General features: G+C 74.6%; 21 protein-coding genes and 1 pseudogene. 4 read left to right on the top strand and 18 right to left on the bottom strand.

Annotated elements, in window-relative coordinates; genetic code table 11:
* Positions 1-34 precede the first annotated feature (34 nt).
* The 4 genes and pseudogenes from DKT69_RS15145 to DKT69_RS39780 all read right to left on the bottom strand — a co-directional run.
* Positions 35-1,300, bottom strand: a complete 1,266-nt coding sequence (locus DKT69_RS15145; RefSeq protein ID WP_109802198.1) for a D-alanyl-D-alanine carboxypeptidase family protein — start codon at positions 1,298-1,300, stop codon at positions 35-37.
* Positions 1,301-1,396: 96 nt separating this feature from the next.
* Positions 1,397-1,543, bottom strand: a complete 147-nt coding sequence (locus DKT69_RS38330) for a hypothetical protein (protein WP_161557844.1) — start codon at positions 1,541-1,543, stop codon at positions 1,397-1,399.
* 6 nt (positions 1,544-1,549) lie between these two features.
* Positions 1,550-1,744: an aromatic-ring hydroxylase C-terminal domain-containing protein gene (locus DKT69_RS39785; RefSeq protein ID WP_109802197.1), complete on the bottom strand. Its 195-nt coding sequence runs from the start codon at positions 1,742-1,744 to the stop codon at positions 1,550-1,552.
* A gap of 319 nt (positions 1,745-2,063) precedes the next feature.
* Positions 2,064-3,070 (bottom strand): annotated as a pseudogene (locus tag DKT69_RS39780) (FAD-dependent monooxygenase); the annotation flags it as partial.
* A gap of 101 nt (positions 3,071-3,171) precedes the next feature.
* Here DKT69_RS39780 and DKT69_RS15125 point away from each other — a divergent pair.
* Both DKT69_RS15125 and DKT69_RS15120 read left to right on the top strand, forming a co-directional pair.
* On the top strand, positions 3,172-3,375 hold the full coding sequence (locus DKT69_RS15125; protein ID WP_109802195.1) for a helix-turn-helix domain-containing protein: 204 nt from the start codon (positions 3,172-3,174) through the stop codon (positions 3,373-3,375).
* 7 nt (positions 3,376-3,382) lie between these two features.
* Entirely contained in the window at positions 3,383-3,853 is a 471-nt protein-coding gene (locus DKT69_RS15120; protein ID WP_109802194.1) for a Clp protease N-terminal domain-containing protein, read from the top strand.
* A gap of 141 nt (positions 3,854-3,994) precedes the next feature.
* Here DKT69_RS15120 and DKT69_RS15115 read toward each other — a convergent pair whose 3' ends face one another.
* From DKT69_RS15115 to DKT69_RS38995, 5 genes are all read right to left on the bottom strand, one after another.
* Positions 3,995-4,438 (bottom strand): protein-tyrosine phosphatase family protein, encoded by a 444-nt coding sequence (locus tag DKT69_RS15115; RefSeq protein ID WP_109802193.1) that lies wholly within the window; start codon positions 4,436-4,438, stop codon positions 3,995-3,997.
* A gap of 97 nt (positions 4,439-4,535) precedes the next feature.
* Positions 4,536-5,195 carry a hypothetical protein gene (locus tag DKT69_RS15110; RefSeq protein ID WP_109802192.1) on the bottom strand — a complete coding sequence of 220 codons (660 nt, stop codon included), beginning with the start codon at positions 5,193-5,195 and terminating at the stop codon, positions 4,536-4,538.
* A gap of 13 nt (positions 5,196-5,208) precedes the next feature.
* On the bottom strand, positions 5,209-6,990 hold the full coding sequence (locus tag DKT69_RS15105; RefSeq protein WP_109802191.1) for a DUF4012 domain-containing protein: 1,782 nt from the start codon (positions 6,988-6,990) through the stop codon (positions 5,209-5,211).
* A gap of 88 nt (positions 6,991-7,078) precedes the next feature.
* The gene (locus DKT69_RS15100) at positions 7,079-8,344 is read right to left on the bottom strand and encodes a glycosyltransferase family 4 protein (protein WP_109802190.1); all 1,266 of its coding nucleotides are present in this window, start codon (positions 8,342-8,344) and stop codon (positions 7,079-7,081) included.
* Positions 8,341-8,553 (bottom strand): hypothetical protein, encoded by a 213-nt coding sequence (locus tag DKT69_RS38995; RefSeq protein WP_201749679.1) that lies wholly within the window; start codon positions 8,551-8,553, stop codon positions 8,341-8,343. The genes DKT69_RS15100 and DKT69_RS38995 overlap by 4 nt, the downstream gene beginning before the upstream one ends.
* Here DKT69_RS38995 and DKT69_RS15095 point away from each other — a divergent pair.
* Positions 8,540-9,043 carry an arsenate reductase/protein-tyrosine-phosphatase family protein gene (locus tag DKT69_RS15095; RefSeq protein WP_236647930.1) on the top strand — a complete coding sequence of 168 codons (504 nt, stop codon included), beginning with the start codon at positions 8,540-8,542 and terminating at the stop codon, positions 9,041-9,043. The genes DKT69_RS38995 and DKT69_RS15095 overlap by 14 nt on opposite strands.
* Here the strand turns inward: DKT69_RS15095 and DKT69_RS15090 are convergent.
* Positions 9,024-10,475, bottom strand: coding sequence for a tyrosine-protein kinase domain-containing protein (locus DKT69_RS15090; protein WP_109802189.1), 1,452 nt, complete (start codon positions 10,473-10,475; stop codon positions 9,024-9,026). The genes DKT69_RS15095 and DKT69_RS15090 overlap by 20 nt on opposite strands.
* 188 nt (positions 10,476-10,663) lie before the next feature.
* Here DKT69_RS15090 and DKT69_RS15085 point away from each other — a divergent pair, with 188 nt between their 5' ends.
* The gene (locus tag DKT69_RS15085) at positions 10,664-12,520 is read left to right on the top strand and encodes a polysaccharide biosynthesis protein (RefSeq protein ID WP_109802188.1); all 1,857 of its coding nucleotides are present in this window, start codon (positions 10,664-10,666) and stop codon (positions 12,518-12,520) included.
* A gap of 81 nt (positions 12,521-12,601) precedes the next feature.
* On the opposite strand, the gene DKT69_RS15080 is transcribed toward DKT69_RS15085, so the two are convergent.
* The 8 genes from DKT69_RS15080 to egtA all read right to left on the bottom strand — a co-directional run bounded on the left by DKT69_RS15080 (position 12,602) and on the right by egtA (position 18,796).
* Entirely contained in the window at positions 12,602-12,805 is a 204-nt protein-coding gene (locus tag DKT69_RS15080) for a hypothetical protein (RefSeq protein WP_109802187.1), read from the bottom strand.
* Positions 12,802-13,134 carry a hypothetical protein gene (locus DKT69_RS15075; protein ID WP_109802186.1) on the bottom strand — a complete coding sequence of 111 codons (333 nt, stop codon included), beginning with the start codon at positions 13,132-13,134 and terminating at the stop codon, positions 12,802-12,804. The genes DKT69_RS15080 and DKT69_RS15075 overlap by 4 nt, the downstream gene beginning before the upstream one ends.
* Positions 13,131-13,499 carry a DUF1622 domain-containing protein gene (locus DKT69_RS15070; RefSeq protein ID WP_109802185.1) on the bottom strand — a complete coding sequence of 123 codons (369 nt, stop codon included), beginning with the start codon at positions 13,497-13,499 and terminating at the stop codon, positions 13,131-13,133. Before DKT69_RS15070 ends, DKT69_RS15075 begins: the two co-directional genes overlap by 4 nt.
* 72 nt (positions 13,500-13,571) lie before the next feature.
* Complete coding sequence (locus tag DKT69_RS15065; RefSeq protein ID WP_109802184.1) at positions 13,572-14,159, bottom strand: TMEM165/GDT1 family protein; 588 nt, start codon at positions 14,157-14,159, stop codon at positions 13,572-13,574.
* Positions 14,160-14,416: 257 nt separating this feature from the next.
* Positions 14,417-15,382 (bottom strand): L-histidine N(alpha)-methyltransferase, encoded by a 966-nt coding sequence (gene egtD, locus DKT69_RS15060; protein ID WP_109802183.1) that lies wholly within the window; start codon positions 15,380-15,382, stop codon positions 14,417-14,419.
* Positions 15,383-15,437: 55 nt separating this feature from the next.
* Positions 15,438-16,184, bottom strand: a complete 747-nt coding sequence (egtC, locus tag DKT69_RS15055) for an ergothioneine biosynthesis protein EgtC (protein ID WP_109802182.1) — start codon at positions 16,182-16,184, stop codon at positions 15,438-15,440.
* 42 nt (positions 16,185-16,226) lie between these two features.
* Positions 16,227-17,540, bottom strand: coding sequence for an ergothioneine biosynthesis protein EgtB (egtB, locus tag DKT69_RS15050; RefSeq protein ID WP_109802181.1), 1,314 nt, complete (start codon positions 17,538-17,540; stop codon positions 16,227-16,229).
* A 20-nt stretch (positions 17,541-17,560) separates the two neighbouring features.
* Positions 17,561-18,796, bottom strand: a complete 1,236-nt coding sequence (egtA, locus tag DKT69_RS15045; protein ID WP_109802180.1) for an ergothioneine biosynthesis glutamate--cysteine ligase EgtA — start codon at positions 18,794-18,796, stop codon at positions 17,561-17,563.
* Between the last annotated feature and the right edge of the window lie 213 nt (positions 18,797-19,009).

Genomic DNA, 19,009 nt, shown 5'->3' with positions numbered 1-19,009 from the left:
GGCGGGGCGCGGCGGACGGGGACCGGGCGGCGGGCTAGGCGCGGCGGCGGCCGGTCGGGCGGGGACGGCGGCGCGCCACCAGCACCGCCACCAGCACGCCGACGACGGTGGCGGTGCCGCCGGCGACCGGCGCGATGACCCGCCAGTCCCCCTCGGCGATCCGGCGTCCGGCGGTCACGGCGGGGCCCTGCCACGGGGCGGGCGCGGTCGGCGGTGCCGGGGTGCCGCTCGGGGCGGCCTCCGCCGTGTCCAGCTCGCCCGGCGTGACCAGCCGGCCGACCGAGGCGTCCCGGGGCAGCGCGAAGCCCCAGTCCAGCAGTTGGGCGCCCTGCTGCCAGCCGCGTACCGGGCGGGCCTCCGCGCCGAGCAGGGTGACCACGAGCCGCCGGCCGTTGCGCTGGGCGGCGCCGACGTAGCTGTGCCGGGCCAGCTCGGTGAAGCCGGTCTTGCCGCCGAGCGCCCCCGGGTACCGGTAGATGAGCTGGTTCTCGTTCTGGATCTGGAACCCGCCCTTCTTCAGCGCGGGCTGGGCCGGAATCTGGGTCCGCTCGGTCAGCGTGTACCGCCGGAAGAGCGGGTTGCCGAAGCAGGCCCGGGCGATCAGGGCGAGGTCGTACGCGCTGGTGAACTGCCCCTTGCCGTCCAGGCCGGAGGGGGTGACCGCGTGGGTCTGTCGGGCGCCCAGCCGACGGGCCTCGTCGTTCATCGCGCGGACCCCGCCGGGCACGGTGCCACTGCCGAGCCGGGCCAGCACGTTCGCCGCCTCGTTGCCGGAGTTGAGCAGCAGCCCCAGCCAGACCGTCTCCACCGTGTACCGGCCGCCGACGAGCAGGCCGACGGCGGAGCTGCCCGGGGCGATGTCCAGGTCGCCCCGAGTCACGGTGACCGCCTGCTTCGGGTCGAGCTTCGGCATCATGGTGGCCGCCAGCAGCAGCTTCTGGGTGCTGGCCGGGGTGCCGTACTCGTGTGGGCCGCAGGCGCCCAGCACCGCGCCGGTGTCCAGGTCGGCGACGAGCCAGGACGTCGCGGTGACCGCCGGCGGGGCCGGCGCGCCGGCCGGCGCGACCAGGCCCGGCGTGTCGAGCTGCTCGCCGCCGACCACCCGGTCCTGCGGCACCGCCGGTGGGGGCACCGGCCGGGGCGGCCGGGACACCTTCGGGGCCGGCGCCTTCGGGCAGGGCAGCGGCGCGCGGGCGGCCCGCGCGGGCGGCGCGGCCTGGGCCGGCGCGGCCTGCGCGGGCACGACCGGCCCGACGGTCACGAGTACGGCGGCGGTGGCGGCCAGGACCCGAGCTCTCATGACCACGCAGACTAACCCGGCAAGATCGCTTGGCGGCGACCGGCCCGGCCGGGCGTTCCAGGACAATCTGTGCGATCCTCCGACACGGCGGACGGGTCACCCGGGCTGGGCGACCCGGCGGTGGGCCCGGCGGCGCCGGAGCCGGCGCACGGCCACCACGCCGAGCACCAACGCCACCAGGGCGACGCCGAACTGCCCCAGCGGCCACCACAGGGCGAGCAGCCAACGCAGCGCACCCTCCACCCACGGCTACCGGGGCGATCCGAACCAGCGGCGCAGCGCCCCGGTCAGCCCGTCGGCCGGGTCGCCGGCCCAGGCCAGGTGGCCGTCGGGGCGGACGAGGAGGGCCGCGGCCTCCAGCGCGCCCCGGGCGGGCACGACGTCGACCCGGTCGGCCCACCCCGTCGCGGCCGCCGCGGCGCCCTCGACCAGCTCCACCACCACCGGCCGGCCGGCCGGCCCGCATCCGGTCCAGGACGGCGGTCCGACCGTGCGCGAGGGTGGGCAGCAGGTCGGGCAGCCAGGCGCCGGTCGCGGGGTGCGGATCCGGTTGACCCATGTCGTACGGCTCGTCCGCGCCGGCCAGCAGGGCGGCGACGTCCCGCCGGGTGTGCTGCTGGCGGAGCAGTTCGGCGAGCAGGTCGCGGGCGGCGGTCACGTCGTCGCCGGGGGCGAGGAGCGCGAGTTGCGCGCGGGACTGGAGCGCGACCCGTCGACCGACCGGCGCCCGCTCGGCCTGGTACGTGTCGAGCAGGCCGGGCGGCGCCCAGCCGCGCACCGCCGCGGCCAGCTTCCAACCGAGGTTCAGCGCGTCCTGCAGTCCGAGGTTGAGTCCGGGACCGCCGACGGCGGGGTGCACGTGGGCGGCGTCGCCCAGCAGCAGGACCCGCCCGGCCCGGTAGCTGGCGGCCTGCCGGAGGTTGACGCCGGCCAGCCGGCGCAGCAGCGGCGCCGGCCCGGTCGGGTGGCCCAGCGGGAGCGGCGCGCCGAGCACCCGGTCGACCGCGTCCCGCAGGTCGGCGAAGGTGACGGGGGCGTGGTCCGGCCGCGGGCCGGTCCACTCCATGGCGGCGACCAAATGCGCCGCGCCGGTGTCGCCGAGCCGGGCGAAGGTGAACACCCCGCCGGGAAGTCTGTGGTGGGCGTACGGCCACAGCGTCCGGCCGTCGGGCAGCGCCAGGGCGCCGTCCGGGCCGAGCCGGTCGGCGGGGATGACGGCGTGGCCCAGGTGCGAGACGAACCGGTCGTCGGTGCCGCCCGGGAAGTCGATCCCGGCCTGCTTGCGGACCAGGCTGTGACCGCCGTCCGCGCCGACCAGCCAGCGGGTCCGCAGGCGCTGGTCGCCGTCGGGTGCCCGGACGGTGACCACGACGCCGTCGTCGTCCGGCGCGAACCCGGTCACCTCGTGTCCGTACCGGATCTCCGCACCGAGGGCGCGGGCGCGGTCGGTCAGCACCTGCTGGAGGCGGGTCTGGGGCACGGGCAACGCGAACAGCGGGTTGTCGGCCAGTCCGGAGAGATCGAGCGGCAGGCCGCCGAACTGGAACCAGGGCGTGGGTGCCGGCGGTCCGGGCCGCCCGGCCAGGGTTTCGTAAAGGCCGCGCAGGTCCATCGCCTGGACCACCCGGCCCATCAGGCCGTTGGCGCGCGGCTCGCCGCCGAGCCCGGGGCCGCGTTCCAGCACAGCACGGGCACGCCGGCCAGGCGCAGTTCGCAGGCGAGCAGCAGGCCGTTCGGGCCCGCACCGACGATCACCACGTCGAGGGTCATTCCGGTCCTCCTCCGGACGGGGCTGTCAGTCTGGCCTGACAACCGCGCTCCGCGTCAGTCTGGGTTGACAATCCCACCCTTGTCAATCCAGACTGACAGCCATGGAAGAGACCGAGCTCGCCGCGCGGCTGCGCTCGCACGACCCGGCCGTCGGGCTGCGCGCGGTCGGCGCGCTGCACCGCCTGGCCGAACAGGTCGAGGCGGCGGCCGTGGCGCGCGCCCGCCAGGACGGCTGGTCCTGGGAGCAGATCGGGGATGCGCTCGGCGTGTCCCGCCAGTCGGTGCACAGCAAGCACGGGAAGTGAGGCCAACATGTTCGAACACTTCGCCGCCGGCGCCCGGACGGCCGTGACCGCCGCCCTCGACGAGGCCCGGCACCGGGGCGACCGCCGCCTCGGCACCGAACACCTGCTCCTCGGCGTGCTGCACGCGCGTGAACTCGACCCGCTGGGCGCGCTCGGCCTGGACCTGCCCCGGGCCCGGGCCGCCCTGGAGGCGCTGGACGTCGCCGCTCTCGCCGCGGTCGGCATCGACGTACGCGGCGTCGAGCGGGCTCCCGTACCGCTGTCGGGCAAGCGGACCCCGTTCACCTCCGCGGCGCGGACCGCGCTGCGGCGGGCCGTCGGCGTGACCCGCGAGCAGGGCGGCCGGCGGATCAAACCGGCGCACCTGCTGCTCGCCCTGCTGGAGTGCCCGCCGCCCGACCCGGCCGCGGAAGTGTTCCGCGAGCTGGGCGTGGACCGGTCCGCGGTCCGCGCCGAGCTGCGCCCGAAGGCGGCCTGACGCCGCGACCGCGACGAACGGCCGCCCCTCGGCGCCCGGTCACGGCAGCGTCACGGCATCTACGTGCTGGACGGCGACACCGTCACGGCCCACCACCTGCGCCGGTACGTCTCCCGCTGACCGGCCGGCCCCGCCGCCCGGTCAGCGGGTGGCGGGGCGGTCGCGGGACGGGTCGATCCGCCGGAGCCAGCGCCGCTGCCACGGCGTCTCCACCGCGCGGGGATGGTGACGCGCGCGTACCCAGGCCACCGCCCGGTCCGGGGGCAGCCCGTCGAGGACGGCGAGCGCGGCCAGCGCGATGCCGGTCCGGCCGACCCCGCCCCGGCAGGCGATCTCCACCCGCTCCCCCGCGTACGCCCGGCGCCGCGCCTCGCGCAGCGCGTCCAGTGCGTCGGCGCGGTCCAGCGGCAGCCAGAAGTCGGGCCAGCGGATCCGCCGGTACGGCCAGGCGGGGAACGGCCCGGGGGCGAGCAGCAGGGCGAAGTCGGCCGGCGAGGCGGTGTCGGCGATCCGGCGTCCACGCACCACCACCCCGCCGGGCAGGGTCACCAGCCCGGCCCGGTCCACCCAGGACTCGCCGGCCATCGCCCCATTGTGCCGCCGCCGCGAACGCCGGGATGCCCGCCGGACGGCTGTCCGGCGGGCATCCCGCTCAGGTCCGGGCCCTGCCCGGTGCGTTCGGTCAGCGACCGCCCAGTCCGAGGCGCTCGCGGCGACGCCAGGCCAGGGTGAGCAGCAGCAGCACAGCGCCGGAGCCCAGCAGCCCGCCACCGAGCTTCATCGGCGTGTTCAGGCTCGCGCCGGTGACCGGCAGGTGACCGCCCCCGTCGTGGTGCGGCGGCTTCGGCGGCCGCTTCTGATACACGACGCCGGTGACGGACGCGGTCCGGTCGGGGTCGCTCGCCTCGTCCGTGGCGGTGAAGGTGTACCGGCCGACCCTCGTGGGCGTGTAGCTCACCTCGAATTCGCCGGCGGAGTTGGCCGTCACGGAGAAGTGCAGCGGCGCCGGCTGCGGCTGCGACGACTGGGGCTTCGAGTACGCCACCGCGGCCATCGCGACGGTGCTGCCGTCGCTGCGCCGAGCCGTTCCCTGGGCGGGAGCGGCGACCGGCGGCAGCGCCGAAATGCTGACGTCGATCGTCACCGTCCCGTTGGGCGTGAAGCCACTGCCGTGCAGGGTGAACGACGCACCCAGCGGGATGGCCGTCGGGTTCAACGTCAGGAGCAGTTGGGGCACGTACCCCGGTGGCTGAGGCTGCGGCTGAGCCGCCCCCGCCGCGGTCGGCACGGCGGCCACGGCCAGGCCGACCGTGAACGCCATGATGATGCGGGATAGCCGCATGATGGATTCCCTCCTACTGATCACAGCTTGGTGCGGAAACAACTTGGGTGGTCCATGGGGTGACGGTGGGGGTGAGTTGGAGCTCGGCCGTGCCGGCGCTGGTCTTCCCGGTGAGCAGCGTGAGGTCGAGGGTCCGGGTCGCCCCGGGCTTCACCTCCACCGTCGCGACGGTCACCTGCCGCCGGCGGTCGGTCCCGCTGCCCATCGCGGCGGCCTTCCCGTCGAGCCGGCCGCCGAGCACCGCCCCGCCGGTCGGGCTGTACACCGACACGAAGGTGCGGGCGGTGTACGGATCGCCGGACAGGGCCAGACCGGTGACCGACTCGGACAGGCCCGAGCGCGGCGCGGTCGAGTGCACCGCGACCCGGAGCCGGAGCTCCCGCCGGCCGTCCGACTGGCAGTCGCCGACCGTCAGGTTCGCCGAGAACCGCAGGTAGTAGCCGAGCTTCGCGCCGCTGCCGTCGTTGAGGAACACGCCGACCGTCGGCACGGTGTCCTTCTCGGGGAGCGTCCCGGTCAACCGGCTGTCGCCCAGGACACGCTGCTCTTCGGGATGGACACTCCAGAACAATATCCGGCGTTCAGCCACAGAACGGTCGAAAGCCGACAAAAGGGCGCGAACGTTGACGTTTTTCGTCAGGAACGCGTCGAAGACCGCCGCCCCCGCGGCAGCGAAGTAGGTGTCCTGCTCCCGGGTGCCCAGGTCCCGGTACGCGTCGCTGAGCAGGGCGCGGACGACGGTGTCGCCGACCAGCGCCGGGCTGCCGGGCACCGGCACCGGGCCGGTCGCCTTGAGCAGGTAGGACAGCACCACCGGATCGACCGCGAGCACCCCGTCCACCGCGGTCCCGGTCCGTCGGCGCACCATCTCGCGGTACAGCGCGGCGGCCGTCGGGAAGTCCGGCCCGAGGTTGACGTCCGCCGGATACCGTCCCGGCAGGTCGTTCCAGAGCCGGCGCTGCTCCGGCTGCACGGGCAGGGGCGGGTCGAAGCGGGTCAGGTCGGCGCTGGTGCCCTGCCGGGTCAGCGTGACCCGGCCGTTCTCGGCCTGGATCATCGCGTAGGCGCCGAACATGCCGCCCGTCGCCCGCAGCTCGGCGGGGTTCTGCGAGACCAGGAGATAGCGCCGGGGTCCGTCGGCGCCGAGCAGCGGCGGGAGCACGCGGGCGGCCTGGTCGGCGGCGCCGGTCAGGTCGGCCAGTCGGTCGATCTCCGCGCGCAGGCTGGACAGGGCGTCCCGGAGCTGGGCGAAGAGGTCGTCGGTCGGCACCGCCGCGAGCCGGGTACGAGTTTCCTCCACCGCGCGGTCGGCTCCGGAGAGCTCGGCCGAGACCGACCGGAGGCGGGCCAGGTCGAGGCGCCCCTCGCGGGGCACCAGGCCGGCGAGGTCGGTCCGGAGCAGGGTCGGAAAGGCCCGCCGGGCGAGGTCGTCGATCGCGACCGCGATCTGGCGTACCGCCTCCAGGTCGTCACCGGCGTACGGTGACCGCTGGCCGAGCCACCAGCCCGGGTCGCCGGTCGCCGTGCGGGCCGCGTCGGCCTGCTCCTGAAGCGCGGCGAGGGTGCGCTGGGCGCGGGCGGCGTCCCCGCCGACCACGTCCACGCTGAGCTGGCGCGCCAGCCCGGCCGCGTTGAGCAGGTGGGCGCGGGCCTGCCAACCACGGAAGCCGATCCACCCTCCGGTCAGCCCGACCAGCGAGAGAACCACCAGCCCACCGAGGAGCACGCGCCGGACCAGCGCCCGGGTGCGCCGTCGGGACCTGCGCCGGCGACGCGGCACACCACTATGCGTCACACCACTCTCCCACTCCAGAAACGGACAGACATGCCAATAGATCGTTTTTTAGCATGAATGGCAGGGCAGTGTGGTGGTATTCGACTTCTTACGCTTTGAATCCCTTATGCGAACTTCGCTCGGCGCGAACCGCGGCCGGCGCCGCGCCGCCGGCCACGTCGTAGAGCATCTGCTCGATCCGGTCGACCCCGGCCCGCAGCGACATCTCCCGCAGGTAGGCCTCGCGTCCCCGCCGGCCCATGTCCACCCGGGCCGGCGGCGGGATGGCGGAGGCCAGCCAGAACCGGTCGGCCAGCGCGGCCCAGTCCTCCGGCGGGCAGGAGAGCCCGGCCCGGGCCCGCTCGACCAGCTCTACCGTGTCACCGCCGGCCGAGGCGACCACCGGCGAGGCACAGGACAGGGCCGCCTGCAGCTTCCCGGGCACCATGCCGCGCAGCTCCGGCAGGTCCCGCAGCATCACCAACTGGTAGTCCGCCGCCGCGTACAGCTCCGGCATGTCCAGCGGTGAGCGCCGCTCCACGAAGCGGACGTTGTCCGCCCGGAGTTCGGCGGCGAGCCCCCGCACCCGCCGCTCCTCCGCGCCCGAGCCGACCAGGACGAGGTCCATCCGGTCGTCCAGCGCCGCCGCCGCGCGCACCGCGGTCTCCAGACCCTGCCGTACGCCGATCGTGCCGGCGTGCATCACCACGCACCGGCCGTCCCGGCGGATCAGCCGGCGGGCGGCCCGGCCCGGCTCAGTCGGCTGGAAGATCCGTTCGTCCGTCCAGTTGAGCACGATCCGCACCCGACCCGGGTCGGCGCCGCCGTCGGAGACCAGGTCGCGCATCGACGGCGCACTGACCGCGATGCCGTCGGCCTCCGAGTAGAGCCGGCGGAGGGTGGTGCCCATCCGCCCCGACCAGCGTCGGCTGTCGACACTGCGGGACGGGTCCTCCTCGGGCCACACGTCCTGCACGTGCAGCACGGTCGGGACCCGGCCGAGCAGCCGGAGCAGGCCGGCGGCGGCGAAGGTGACCGCCGGGAGCTGGAAGACGTACAGGGCGTCGACGTCGCCGAGGTAGCGCCGGCCGGTGAGCGCGACGCTGCCGGCGAACGACAGCCAGCTGGCCATCCGCGCCCCCGCGGACCCGTCGCCCCCGGCGTACCGGGGCACCCGGCGGACCGTCAACCGCTCGCTGCGCGTCTGGTGCCGCCAGCGCTGCCGCCAGCCGGGATAGACGTGGCCGCCGGGGTAGTCCGGGAAGCCGGTGAGGACGCGGACCTCGTGCCCGCGGGCGGCCAACTCCTCGGCCAGGCTGCCGGGGATGAACGCCGGCTCCGGCGGGAAGTGGTACGACAGGATGCCGATCTTCATGCGTCGGCCCCCGGCGCGGCGCCCCGGCGGCGGACCGCCGCCACCCCGTACGATGCCGACAACCCCTCTGCGTCCGGCAGCGACCGCCGGAGCACCGCCGTCGCGGCGATCCGTCCCGCGACCGCCCCGACGAGAGGGGTGCAGATGGTCGACGGAGTGCTCTTCGTCTGCCACGCCAACATGTGCCGGTCACCGATGGCGGAGTTCATCGCGCGTCGGCTCCTCGCCGAGCATCCGGTCACGGTGGCCAGCGCGGGCACGGACGCCGTCGACGGGGTGCCCATGCACCCGTACGCGATCGACGTCGCGGCCGGGACCGGCGCCGACCCCACCGGCTTCCGCGCCCGGAAGCTGCGCCCGGAACACCTGACCGCGGCCACCGTGGTGCTGACCGCGACCCGGCGCCAGCGCTCGCTCTGCACGGCGCTGGCCCCGGGTGCGCTGAACCGCACGTTCACGCTCCGCCAGTTCGCCCGGCTGGCCGCCGCGGCGGAACCGCCGAAGGACCCGGCCGGCCGGCCGTTGCGGGCGGCGGTCGAGGCGGCCGCCCGCGCCCGGGGGCGGCTGCAACCCGCCGCCCCCGACGCGGACGACCTGCGTGACCCGATCGGCGGTTCGCCGGCGGACTTCCGGCGGTGCGCCGAGGAGATCGAGCGGTCGATCAGACCCGTGCTGGCGCTCATCGGGACAACCGGGTGAGTTCCTGGGTCGGATCGCTCACCTGGTTCGCCCCGGCGCGATCGCCGCGTCGGGCGGCCGGCGCCCGGTCGGGGCCCGCGGCCGGCACGGACACCCGGTACGCCTCGTACTGGTAGGCGTCCGCCTTCGGCACCTTCGCCATGTTCAGCACGCAGCCGAGCAACCGGACCGAGACCGAGTTCAGCGACCGGGCGGCGGCCGCCACCTGGCTGCGCGAGGTCCGGCCCTGCTGCGTGATCAGCAGGGCGCCGTCGGCCTGCACCGCCACCACGACCCCGTCGGTCACGGCCAGCAGCGGCGCGGTGTCGATGACCACGATGTCCGCCGACTCCCGCAGGGCGAGCAGCAGGTCCGCCATCGCCTTGGAACCGAGCAGCTCGCTCGGGTTGGGCGGCGCGGACCCGCTCGGCAGCACCAGCAGGGACTTGTCGCCCCAGCGCTGGACGACGTCGCCGACCTCGACGTCGCCGACGAGGACGTCGGTGAGGCCGATCCCACCGTCGAGGCCGAGATAGTCGGCGACCTTGGGCCGGCGCAGGTCGGCGTCGATGAGCAGCACCCGCCAGCCCGCCTCGGCCAGCGCGATGGCCGTGTTGCAGGCCATGGTGGTCTTGCCCTCGCCCTGCAGAGCGCTGGTCACCGCGATGACCCGGGCCGGCTCGTGCACGTCGACGAAGCGCAGGTTGGTGCGGAGCTTGCGGACCGCCTCCGCCCGCGCCGAGTTCGCCGCCTCGCCGACGATCAGCGGCGCGTTCCGGGCGCCGCTCTCGAACGGGATCTCCCCCAGCAGGGGGCTGCCGGTCACCCGCTGGAGCGCGGCGGCGTCCCGCATCCGCACGTCGGCCAGCCCGCGGAGCACGGCGAGCGCCATGCCGAGCAGCAGCCCGAGGACGCCACCGATGACCAGGTTGCGCACCGGCTGGGGGGAGACCGGGCTGGAGCTCACCCGGGGTCCGCTGACCACCTCCAGCTTGATCGGGGCGTTCTTGGCGTCCGGCGGCGTCTCCACCTTCTGGACCAGCTCCACGAACTTGGCGGAGAGGGCCTCGGTGACCTTCAGCGCGCGGTTCTGATCGGTGTCGGTGACCGTCGCCTTCAGCAGCACCGTGCCCGCCTCGGTCGAGGTGGTGACCCGCCGCTGCACCTGGTCGGCGGTGAGACCGACCTGGCTCTCGGCCACCACGCTCTGCGCCAGCCGGTCGCTGGTGAGCAGGTCGGCGTACGACTTCACGCGCTGCTGGAGGAAGAGCCCGCCCTGGTAGGCGTCGGTGACGCCCTGGCTGGGCGTGGTGACGAAGAAGGTCACCGAGGCCACGTACCGGGGTGGACTCTGGACCGTCACGAGGGCGGCCGTGCCCAGCGCCGCCATCAGGGTGACCAGAACGATCCACCAGTGCCGTCGGATCAGGCGCAGATAGGTGCGAACGTCCATCACAACCCCCCTCGCGTCGGGTCAGTTATCCGGAAAAACTGCACGAAATCCCCCTAAAGCGCCCAGTACACGTGCCAGGATCTAAAGCACTCATCCTTCTCAGTGAACGACTCAACGAATGTAGACGATTAGACCGGCACACAAGTATCAAATCCTCCCATTTCCGGATCAGACGCAGAGGGCAGACCATGGATCGCGAAGCCACCGCCGCCGAAGCAGCCACCGCACCCCGCCCCGGGGACACCCACCGCGCGGCGACCCCGTCTCTGTTAACGCTGGACACCGTCGCCTGGTGCGCCGGATTTCTGGGTGCCGCCTGGACCCGCTTCGAATTCGACCTGACCCCGGCCCAGTCCGTCCGGGTGCTGGCCGTCGCGCTCGCCTGCGCAGCGGTGTACGTCGCGATCACCGTGATCCGCTCCCGGTTCCGCGGACGGCACCCGATCGGCAGCGCCGGCGAGGCCCGCGACCTGGCCGGCACCAGCGTCCTCGCCGCCCTGGTCACGCTGGCCGTGCTGCTGCCGACCACGGATCGGCCCGTGCCGGCCAGCACTCCCCTGGTGGGCACCGCGGTCGCCCTGCTCCTGATGGGCGCGGCCCGGGCCGGCTGGCGCGCCCACCGGGAACGCCGCCGGCGCCCGGTCCGCGGCGCCGAGCGGTGCCTGGTCTACGGGGTGGACGAGGCCAGCGAACGACTGGTCCGGGTCCTCCTCGGCGACCCGCGCAGCCGGTACGTCCCGGTCGGGCTGCTCGACGACCACCCCGGACACCACCGGCTGCGCCTGGCGGGGCTCCGCGTGCTGGGTGGCCGGGAGCAGATCGGCGAGGCCGTCCACCGGACCCGGGCGCGCACCGTCATCTTCTCGATGAGCAGCTCGGACGCCGAGCTCATGCGGGACGTGCGCAGCCGGACCCTCCAGGCCGGCGCCGCGTTCAAGGTGCTCCCCCCGGTACGCGAGCTGCTGGACCGGCCGGTGGCGGTGACCGACGTGCGGGACATGCAGATCACCGACCTGCTCGGCCGGGCGCAGCGGGTGGCCGACCTGGCGGTGGAACGCAACGGGCTGGCCGGACGCCGGGTCCTGGTCACCGGGGCGGGTGGCTCCATCGGCTCGGAGCTGTGCCGGCAGATCGCCCGCTGCGAGCCCGGTGAGCTGATGATGCTGGACCGGGACGAGTCGGCGCTGCACGCGCTGCAGATGTCGCTGCACGGCCGGGCGCTGCTGGACGGGCCGGAGCTGATCCTGGCCGACATCCGGGACACCGAGGGGATCGCCCGGGTCGTCGCCGACCGGCAGCCGGACATCGTCTTCCACGCCGCCGCCCTGAAGCACCTGACGATGCTCCAGCGACACCCCGGCGAGGCGATCAAGACCAACGTGTGGGGCACCCTGAACGTCCTGGAGGCGTGCCGGGACGTCGCCGAGTTCGTCAACATCTCCACCGACAAGGCGGCCAACCCGATCAGCGTGCTCGGCTACTCCAAGCGGATCACCGAGCGGCTCACCGCCCACTACGCGCAGCAGCTCGGCGGGGCGTACCTCAGCGTCCGGTTCGGCAATGTGCTCAGCAGCCGGGGCTCCGTGCTCACCGCGTTCCAGGCGCAGATCGAGGCCGGGGTGCCGATCACGGTCACCCACCCGGACGTCACCCGGTACTTCATGACCGTGCAGGAGGCGGTGCACCTGGTGCTCCAGGCGGCGACCATCGGCCGGGGCGGCGAGGCGCTGGTCCTCGACATGGGCGAGCCGGTCCGGATCGCCGACGTGGCCCGCCGGCTCGCCGCCGAGGCGTCCGCCCCCGCCGAGATCGTCTTCACCGGGCTGCGGCCGGGCGAGAAGCTGCACGAGCACCTGTTCGGCGCCGACGAGGCGGACAGCCGGCCGCTGCACCCGCTCATCTCGCACGTCCGGGTGCCGTCGCTCGCCCCCGACGAGGTGCGCGGGCTGGACCCGTACGGCGACCCGGACGAGCTGATCAAGCGGTTGGCCGTGCTGTGCGCGGACACCGGGGCGGCGCTGACCGCGGTGCCCGGCCCACGCTGACCGCATCGCGCGGTGGGAGGCCCGACCGGGCGGGCCGTCCCACCGCGTCCGGTCCGCGCCGCGCCCGGACGCCCCACCGGCTCAGCGCCGGCGCTCGGCCGTACGCTCCTCCTCGGTCTTCTCGGTCTCCTCCAGCGCGTCGGCGTACGGCTCGGTGAAGTCGTCGCCCGGCACCGCGATCTCCTCGGCCCGGTCCTGCTCGTCGGGGCGCCCGCCGGCCGGCGGCTCCGGGGCGGTGGGATCCCCCGCGAAGCCGTACTCGTTGGGCTCGTCGTGCCTGCTCATGGGGTTCTCCTCCGGTCCTCTCCGTGTTCGCCTCTCGCCGCCAACGCTAGGCGGTGATCGTCTCCGCCGCAGCGCGGCGGCGATGTTGGGGCCGGGCCGGGCGGCCCGGCGGCCAGGGCCGCCCAGAGGAGGTGCCGCAGCGCCACCACGGCCGCCGCCACCGCCAGCGCCGACCAGCCCCCCGCCAGGGAGAGGCGCAGCAGCCCGGCGGCGACCAGCAGGTCCAGCAGGGCCCGCAGCGCGGCGCGCCAGGAACCGGTGGTGACCAGCGCGGCGAGCCCGGCGAGGAAGGCCAGCCCGGTGGTCAGGTCCGGCAGCGGTCCGGTCACGGCCGGGCTCCCCCGCCCGGCTGGCCCACCTGCCGCTGCTCCTGGGCGATCTCCCGGCGGAGGAAGAAGTTCAGCGCGGTCCGGATGGTGGCGATCGCCGCGAGCTGCCCGATCTCGGTGAAGGAGGGCGACACCGCGGTACGCAGGATGTCCCCGGCGAGCTGGAACTCCAGGCCGAGGGTGAGGAACCGGCCCAGGGAGATCCGGATGGGGGTGAACCGGGCGGCGTCGCGGTGCCGGAGTCCCACGACCACGAACCGCAACGCCGCCCAGAGCGCCCCGATGAAGATGATCAATGCGCCGGCGACCTCGACCACGGCGACCACGACCTCGTCGCCGTGGCGCAGGACCTCCGACCACCGCATCCCGAGCCGTTACCCGTCGCGGGCGGCAGTAGTCGGCGGGCCGGGCCGGCCGACCGGCCGGCCCGGGAGCTCTCAGGAGAGCTCGGCGACCGCCTCGAAGATCAGCCAGAGGCCGCAGATGGCGAAGAGCACCGCGGCGCCGTACCGGATGGCCTTCTCCGGCAGGTGCCGGCCGAGGAGCCGGCCGACCAGGATGGCCAGCGCGTCGGCGGCCACCATGCCCAGCGTGGAGCCGAGCCAGGTGCCGAACCAGCCGTACTTGGTGGCCAGGGTGATGGTGGCCAGCATGGTCTTGTCGCCCAGCTCGGCCAGGAAGAACGCGACACCGACGGCGATGATCGCCGACTTGCCGGTCTTCTCGGCCTTGCGCTTCTCCTCCTCGGTGAGCTTGTCCCCGCGCAGGGTCCAGGCGCCGAAGGCGAGGAACGCCAGACCCGCGATCAGCGAGATCCACCCGGTGGGCAGGGCCGCGTTGAGGCCGTACCCGATCGCCACCGACGCGAGGTGCACGATCGCGGTGGCGACGGTGATGCCGATCAGCACCGGCACGGGCTTGAAGCGCGTGGCGAACGTCAGGGCCATGAGTTGGGACTTGTCGCCCAGCTCGGCGACGAAGATGACGCCGAAGCTGATCACCAGCGCGACGAGGAAACCGTCCATGTGAACCTTCCCGATCAAGCCGGGAGGAGGTACAGGGGCACCCTCGACCCGGCTGCGACAGCCTGAGTCGAAGGTCTCGCCCGCCCCGGGGACCGGGGCCGCGTGGCCGGATGCGGAACGCACCAGTATGTCGACCACGACATTGGGGGCTACTCCCCTTCGCGTCGGCCAGCCTAGCCCACCCCGCCGGGCGCCGGCCGGCGCGGGTGAACAGCCTCACCCGCGGCCGCCTCCGGCGCGCCTCCCGGACCGGCCGCTCAGTCGGCCCGGGCGAGGGTTACGCCGAACAGGCCGTCCGGGTCGGTCCAGAAGGCCTCCGGGGCGAACCCGGCGCCGGTCAGCTCGGCGGTGATCCCCTCGGGCCGGAACTTCGCCGAGATCTCGGTCCGCAGCTCCTCCCCGGCGGCGAACTCGACGTCCAGGTCGAGCACCCGCACCCGCATCGGGCGCTCGGCACGCAACCGCATCTCGATCCACTCGCGCTCCGGCACCCAGGCCGCCACGTGGGCGAAGGCGTCCGGGTCGAAGTCCGCCCCCAGCGCCCGGTTGATCACCCGCAGCACGTTGCGGTTGAAGTCGGCGGTCACCCCGGCGGCGTCGTCGTACGCCGGCACCATCACCGCCGGGTCCTTGACCAGGTCGGTGCCGATCAGCAGCCAGTCGCCGGCCTCCAGCGCGGCGCGCATCGAGGTCAGGAACTCCGCCCGCTCGACCGTCAGCAGGTTGCCGATCGTCCCGCCGAGGAAGACCACCAGCCGCCGGCCGCCGGTGGGCAGCCGGTCCAGCTGCCGGGTGAAGTCGCCGACGATCCCGCGTACCCGCAGCCCCGGATAGTCGGCGGCGATCTCCGCGGTGGACTGCTCCAGGGCGCTCACCGAGACATCCAGCGGTACGAAGGTGCCCAGCCCGCCGCGACGGGTGAAGGCGTCCAGCAGCAGCCGGGTCTTCTCCGACGAGCCGGACCCCAGCTCGATCAGCGTCTTCGCGCCGGTCAGCTCGGCGATCTCGTCGGCGTGCTCGGCCAGCACGGCCCGCTCGGCCCGGGTCGGGTAGTACTCCAGCAGCCGGGTGATCTCCTCGAAGAGATGGCTGCCCCGGGCGTCGTAGAACCACTTCGGTGGCAACCACTTCGGCTCGGCGGTGAGCCCGAACCGGACGTCCTCCCGCAGGCTGCGGGCGAGGTCCTGCTCCTCCAGGTAGATCTCCAGTGGCTCCGCGCTCATGAGGTGTCCCTTCCGTTGGCGAACGTCCCTGTCCCACCTGCGAAAACTTCCGGCGTCACCCGCCCGCCAGGGCGCGGGTCCGCACCCCGGCCCGGGTGGCCACCACCAGCTGCCCCTCCGGCACCGGCCGCCAGTCGGGGTCGTCGTCCAGGGGCTCGGAGGCCAGCAGCACCGAATCCCCGGCGGTCCGGACCGACAGCGCGTGCCCGGCGGCGCTGGCCACCACCGTCCGGCCATCGGTCAGCAACAGGTTCAGCCGCGAGCCGGGGGTGGCCGTGGCGACCGCCGCGACGGTCTCGGCCACCGCGACGGCCGGATCCGCCCCGGCCCGCAGCCGGTGCCGGACCAGCGCCCACAGCAGCGCCGAGTCGGTCGGCGCGTCCAGCGTGAGCAGGTCGCGTACCGGCAGGTCGGCGGCGAGCGGGACCACCGCTTCCGGCCAGCCGCGGACCACCCCGTTGTGGCTGAACAGCCAGCGCCCCTCGGCGAAGGGCGCGGCGGCGCTCTCCTGCACCGGCATCCCGACGGTGGCCGAGCGGACGGCGGCCAGCACCGCGCCGGTGACCGTGACGGCGGCCAGCTCGGGCAGCGTGGTGTCGCCCCAGAGCGGCTGGGCCCGCCGGTAGCGGACCGGGTCGCCCTCGCCCGGATACCAGCCGACGCCGAAACCGTCGGCGTTGATCGTGCCGCCGCCGCGCATGTCCCGCGGCGCCCAGGACTGCCGCAGCAGCGAGTACGGCGGGTCGTACAGCAGGGCTCGCAGGCGGACCGGCGGTCCGAGGTACGCGAGATGGCGACACATCAGGCGGCACCGTCGCTCACGCCGCCGCCTCGCTCCGCTCCCTCACGCGTGTGCCTCCTCGGGCCGGGCGTCGCGGGCGCAGCGGAAGCCACTGAAGATCTGCCGCCGGATCGGGTAGTCCCAGTTGCGGAAGGTGGCCCGGCAGGCCGCCTTGTCGGTGCCGAACGAACCGCCCCGCAGCACCTGGTAGTCGTCGCCGAAGAAGACCTCCGAGTACTCGCGGTAGGGGAAGGCGGCGAACCCCGGGTGCCCCCGGAAGGTCGTCGAGGTCCACTCCCAGACGTCGCCGATCAGCTGGTGCACGCCGAGCGGCGAGGCTCCCGCCGGGTACGCGCCCACCGGCGCCGGCCACAGGTGCCGCTGCCCCAGGTTGGCGTGCTCGGCGGTCGGGTCGTCGTCGCCCCAGGGGTAGCGGCGGGACCGGCCGGTCGACGGATCCCAACGGGCCGCCTTCTCCCACTCGGCCTCGGTGGGCAGCCGCCGGCCGGCCCAGGCCGCGTACGCCTCCGCCTCGAAGAAGCAGACGTGCACCACCGGCTCGTCGTCGCGGACCGGCGACCACCGGCCGAACCGCCGGTACGCCCAGCCGTCGCCGTCGCGCCGCCAGTGCATCGGCGCGGTCAGCCCCGCCTCGGTGCGGTGCTGCCAGCCCGCCCCGCTCCACCAGCGCGGCTCGTCGTACCCGCCGTCGGCGATGAACTGGCGGTACCGGCCGTTGGTGACCGGCGCGGCGTCGATCGCGTACGCCGGCAGCTCGACGGTGCGCGCGGGGCGCTCGTTGTCCAGCGCCCACGGGTCGGTGGAGGTGCCCATGGTGAACTGGCCGGCCGGCACCAGCACCTCGTCGGCCACCCGGGCGCGCGGCTGCGGCGGCGGTGGCGCGTCCAGCACCGGCGGCCCGGAGCGCAGCTGGTGGGTGGCGAGCATGGTCTCGTCGTGCTGCTGCTCGTGCTGCACGATCATCCCGAACGCGAAGCCGTCGGCCAGCAGCCCCCGTTCGGCGAAGCAGATGCCGTCCAGCAGGTCGTACACCTTGTCCCGGACCGTGCTCACGTACGCCCGCGCCTCGGCCGGCGGCAGCAGCGGCAACGACGGCCGGTCCTTGCGGGGCTGCTTGAACGCGTCGTAGAGGTCGTCGATGTCCTGGCGGACCGCTGGGCGCCCGCCGACGTCGCGGACCAGCCAGAGTTCCTCCTGGTTACCGACGTGGGCCAGGTCCCAGACCAGCGGGGACATCAGCGGCGAGTGCTGCCGCACCAGGTCGTCGTCGTCCACCGCCTCGGTGAGCAGGGCGGTGCGGGCCCGGGTCCGCTCCAGCTCCACGGCGATCCGGCTGCGCAGCCGTTCCGCCTCCATGCCCGGCCGCTCGGTCGTCGTCACCGGTACCCCCTCTCCGCGGCGGCGCGGCGCCGCCGGATTCCTCGGCTCGTCTCGTCGTGCGTTCCCGCCGGCAGGTCCAGCTGCGGCAGGGCCGCCAGGGCCAGGTCGAACAGGGCCGCCGCCGCCTCGGCGAGCGGCCGGTCGGCGAGGCCGTACCGGGCGGCGGGGTGCCAGCGGTCGGCCACCGGGGCGGCGACGCTCAGCGCCGTCCGGGTGGTGCCCGGATCGGCGAACAGGGCGGCCAGCACCGCGAGCGGCAGGGTCCACTCCCGACCGGGCTGGGCGTCCAGGTAGCGGACCTCCAGGTAGCCGCGCGGGCGTACCGGCGGGAAGAGCGTGCTGACGTGGTATTCCAGGTCGTCGGTGGTGGGTGGCCGGGGCAGCGCCCCGGCGAGCCAGTCGGCGAAGGTGACCCCGGGCGGCGGTGTCCAATCCGGACCGTCGTCGCGCAGGCAGAGCAGCGGCGCGGCGAGGACGTACTCGGTCCAGGTCGCGACCGGGTCCCGGTCGGGCCGGGCCGGGGACCAGACCGGTCGGGTCCGGGCCGGGTCGATGGCCAGCCAGGCGGCCATCCGGGCCGAGGCCCAGCCGGTACGCCGGCCGGCGTGCCGGTCCGCGGTGGCGAAGGCGGCCAGCAACGGCGGTCCCACCGCGTGCACCGCCGCCCACCGCTCGGTCAGCCGCTCCGGCTCGCCGGCGTCCAGGCAGACCTGCAGTCCGGCGGTGCTGTACATCATGGTGCGACCGGCCGGTCCGCGCCGGTCGAAGACGCAGCGCATGGCCTGGTAGCGCGGGGTTTCCACGACTGGGCTGGGGGCCCGCCAGGGGTCGATGCCGGTGTGCCCCAGGGCCAGCCCGGCGGCGTCCAGCACGGCGGTCAGTTCGGCGATGTCGGCCTCGGTGGCCAGGATCAGCGCCCCGATGGACGATCGCGGCGGGGTGGAGATCTCCACCTGCCCGCCCGGCTCCACGGTGACGCTGCCGCCGCCGGGGAGCGGCTCGGCGGGGCTCGTCCCGCCGATGGTGACGGGACTGTGCCGCCCCAGTGCCCGGCGGAGTCGTTCACGGTCGACGGGGCGGACCGGGTCCGCCCCGTCGTGCACGGTCCATTCCAGTTCGACGCCGGTGAACGTGGGTGGGCCGGTCTTGAAGCAGATCCTGGCGATGTGTCGGGCCGCCCCGGCCGTGTCCTGCAGGACGGTGGTCCGTTCCAGCTCCGGTGACATCACCAAGGGACGGCTCCCTTCTCCGTGCGGGTCCAGACCGCTGCGTCGACCGCGTTGTCACCGACCGTCATCGACCGGTGCGCCCGCGGTTCCACCATCTTCTGTCTAGCAGACGGAATCCGCGCGCCCGTAGAGATGAATTATTGTCCGGATCGGCGGCTCAGCGGACGGTGCCGGTGCTCGGCTTCCCGGTCGGCGCGGCGGGGGTGGGTCGGGTCG

The organism is Micromonospora sicca (assembly GCF_003172935.1).
GTDB classification, from domain to species: domain Bacteria; phylum Actinomycetota; class Actinomycetes; order Mycobacteriales; family Micromonosporaceae; genus Micromonospora; species Micromonospora sicca.
Note: the sequence above shows the minus strand (reverse complement) of the source record. Positions and strands in the feature narration are given on the sequence as shown.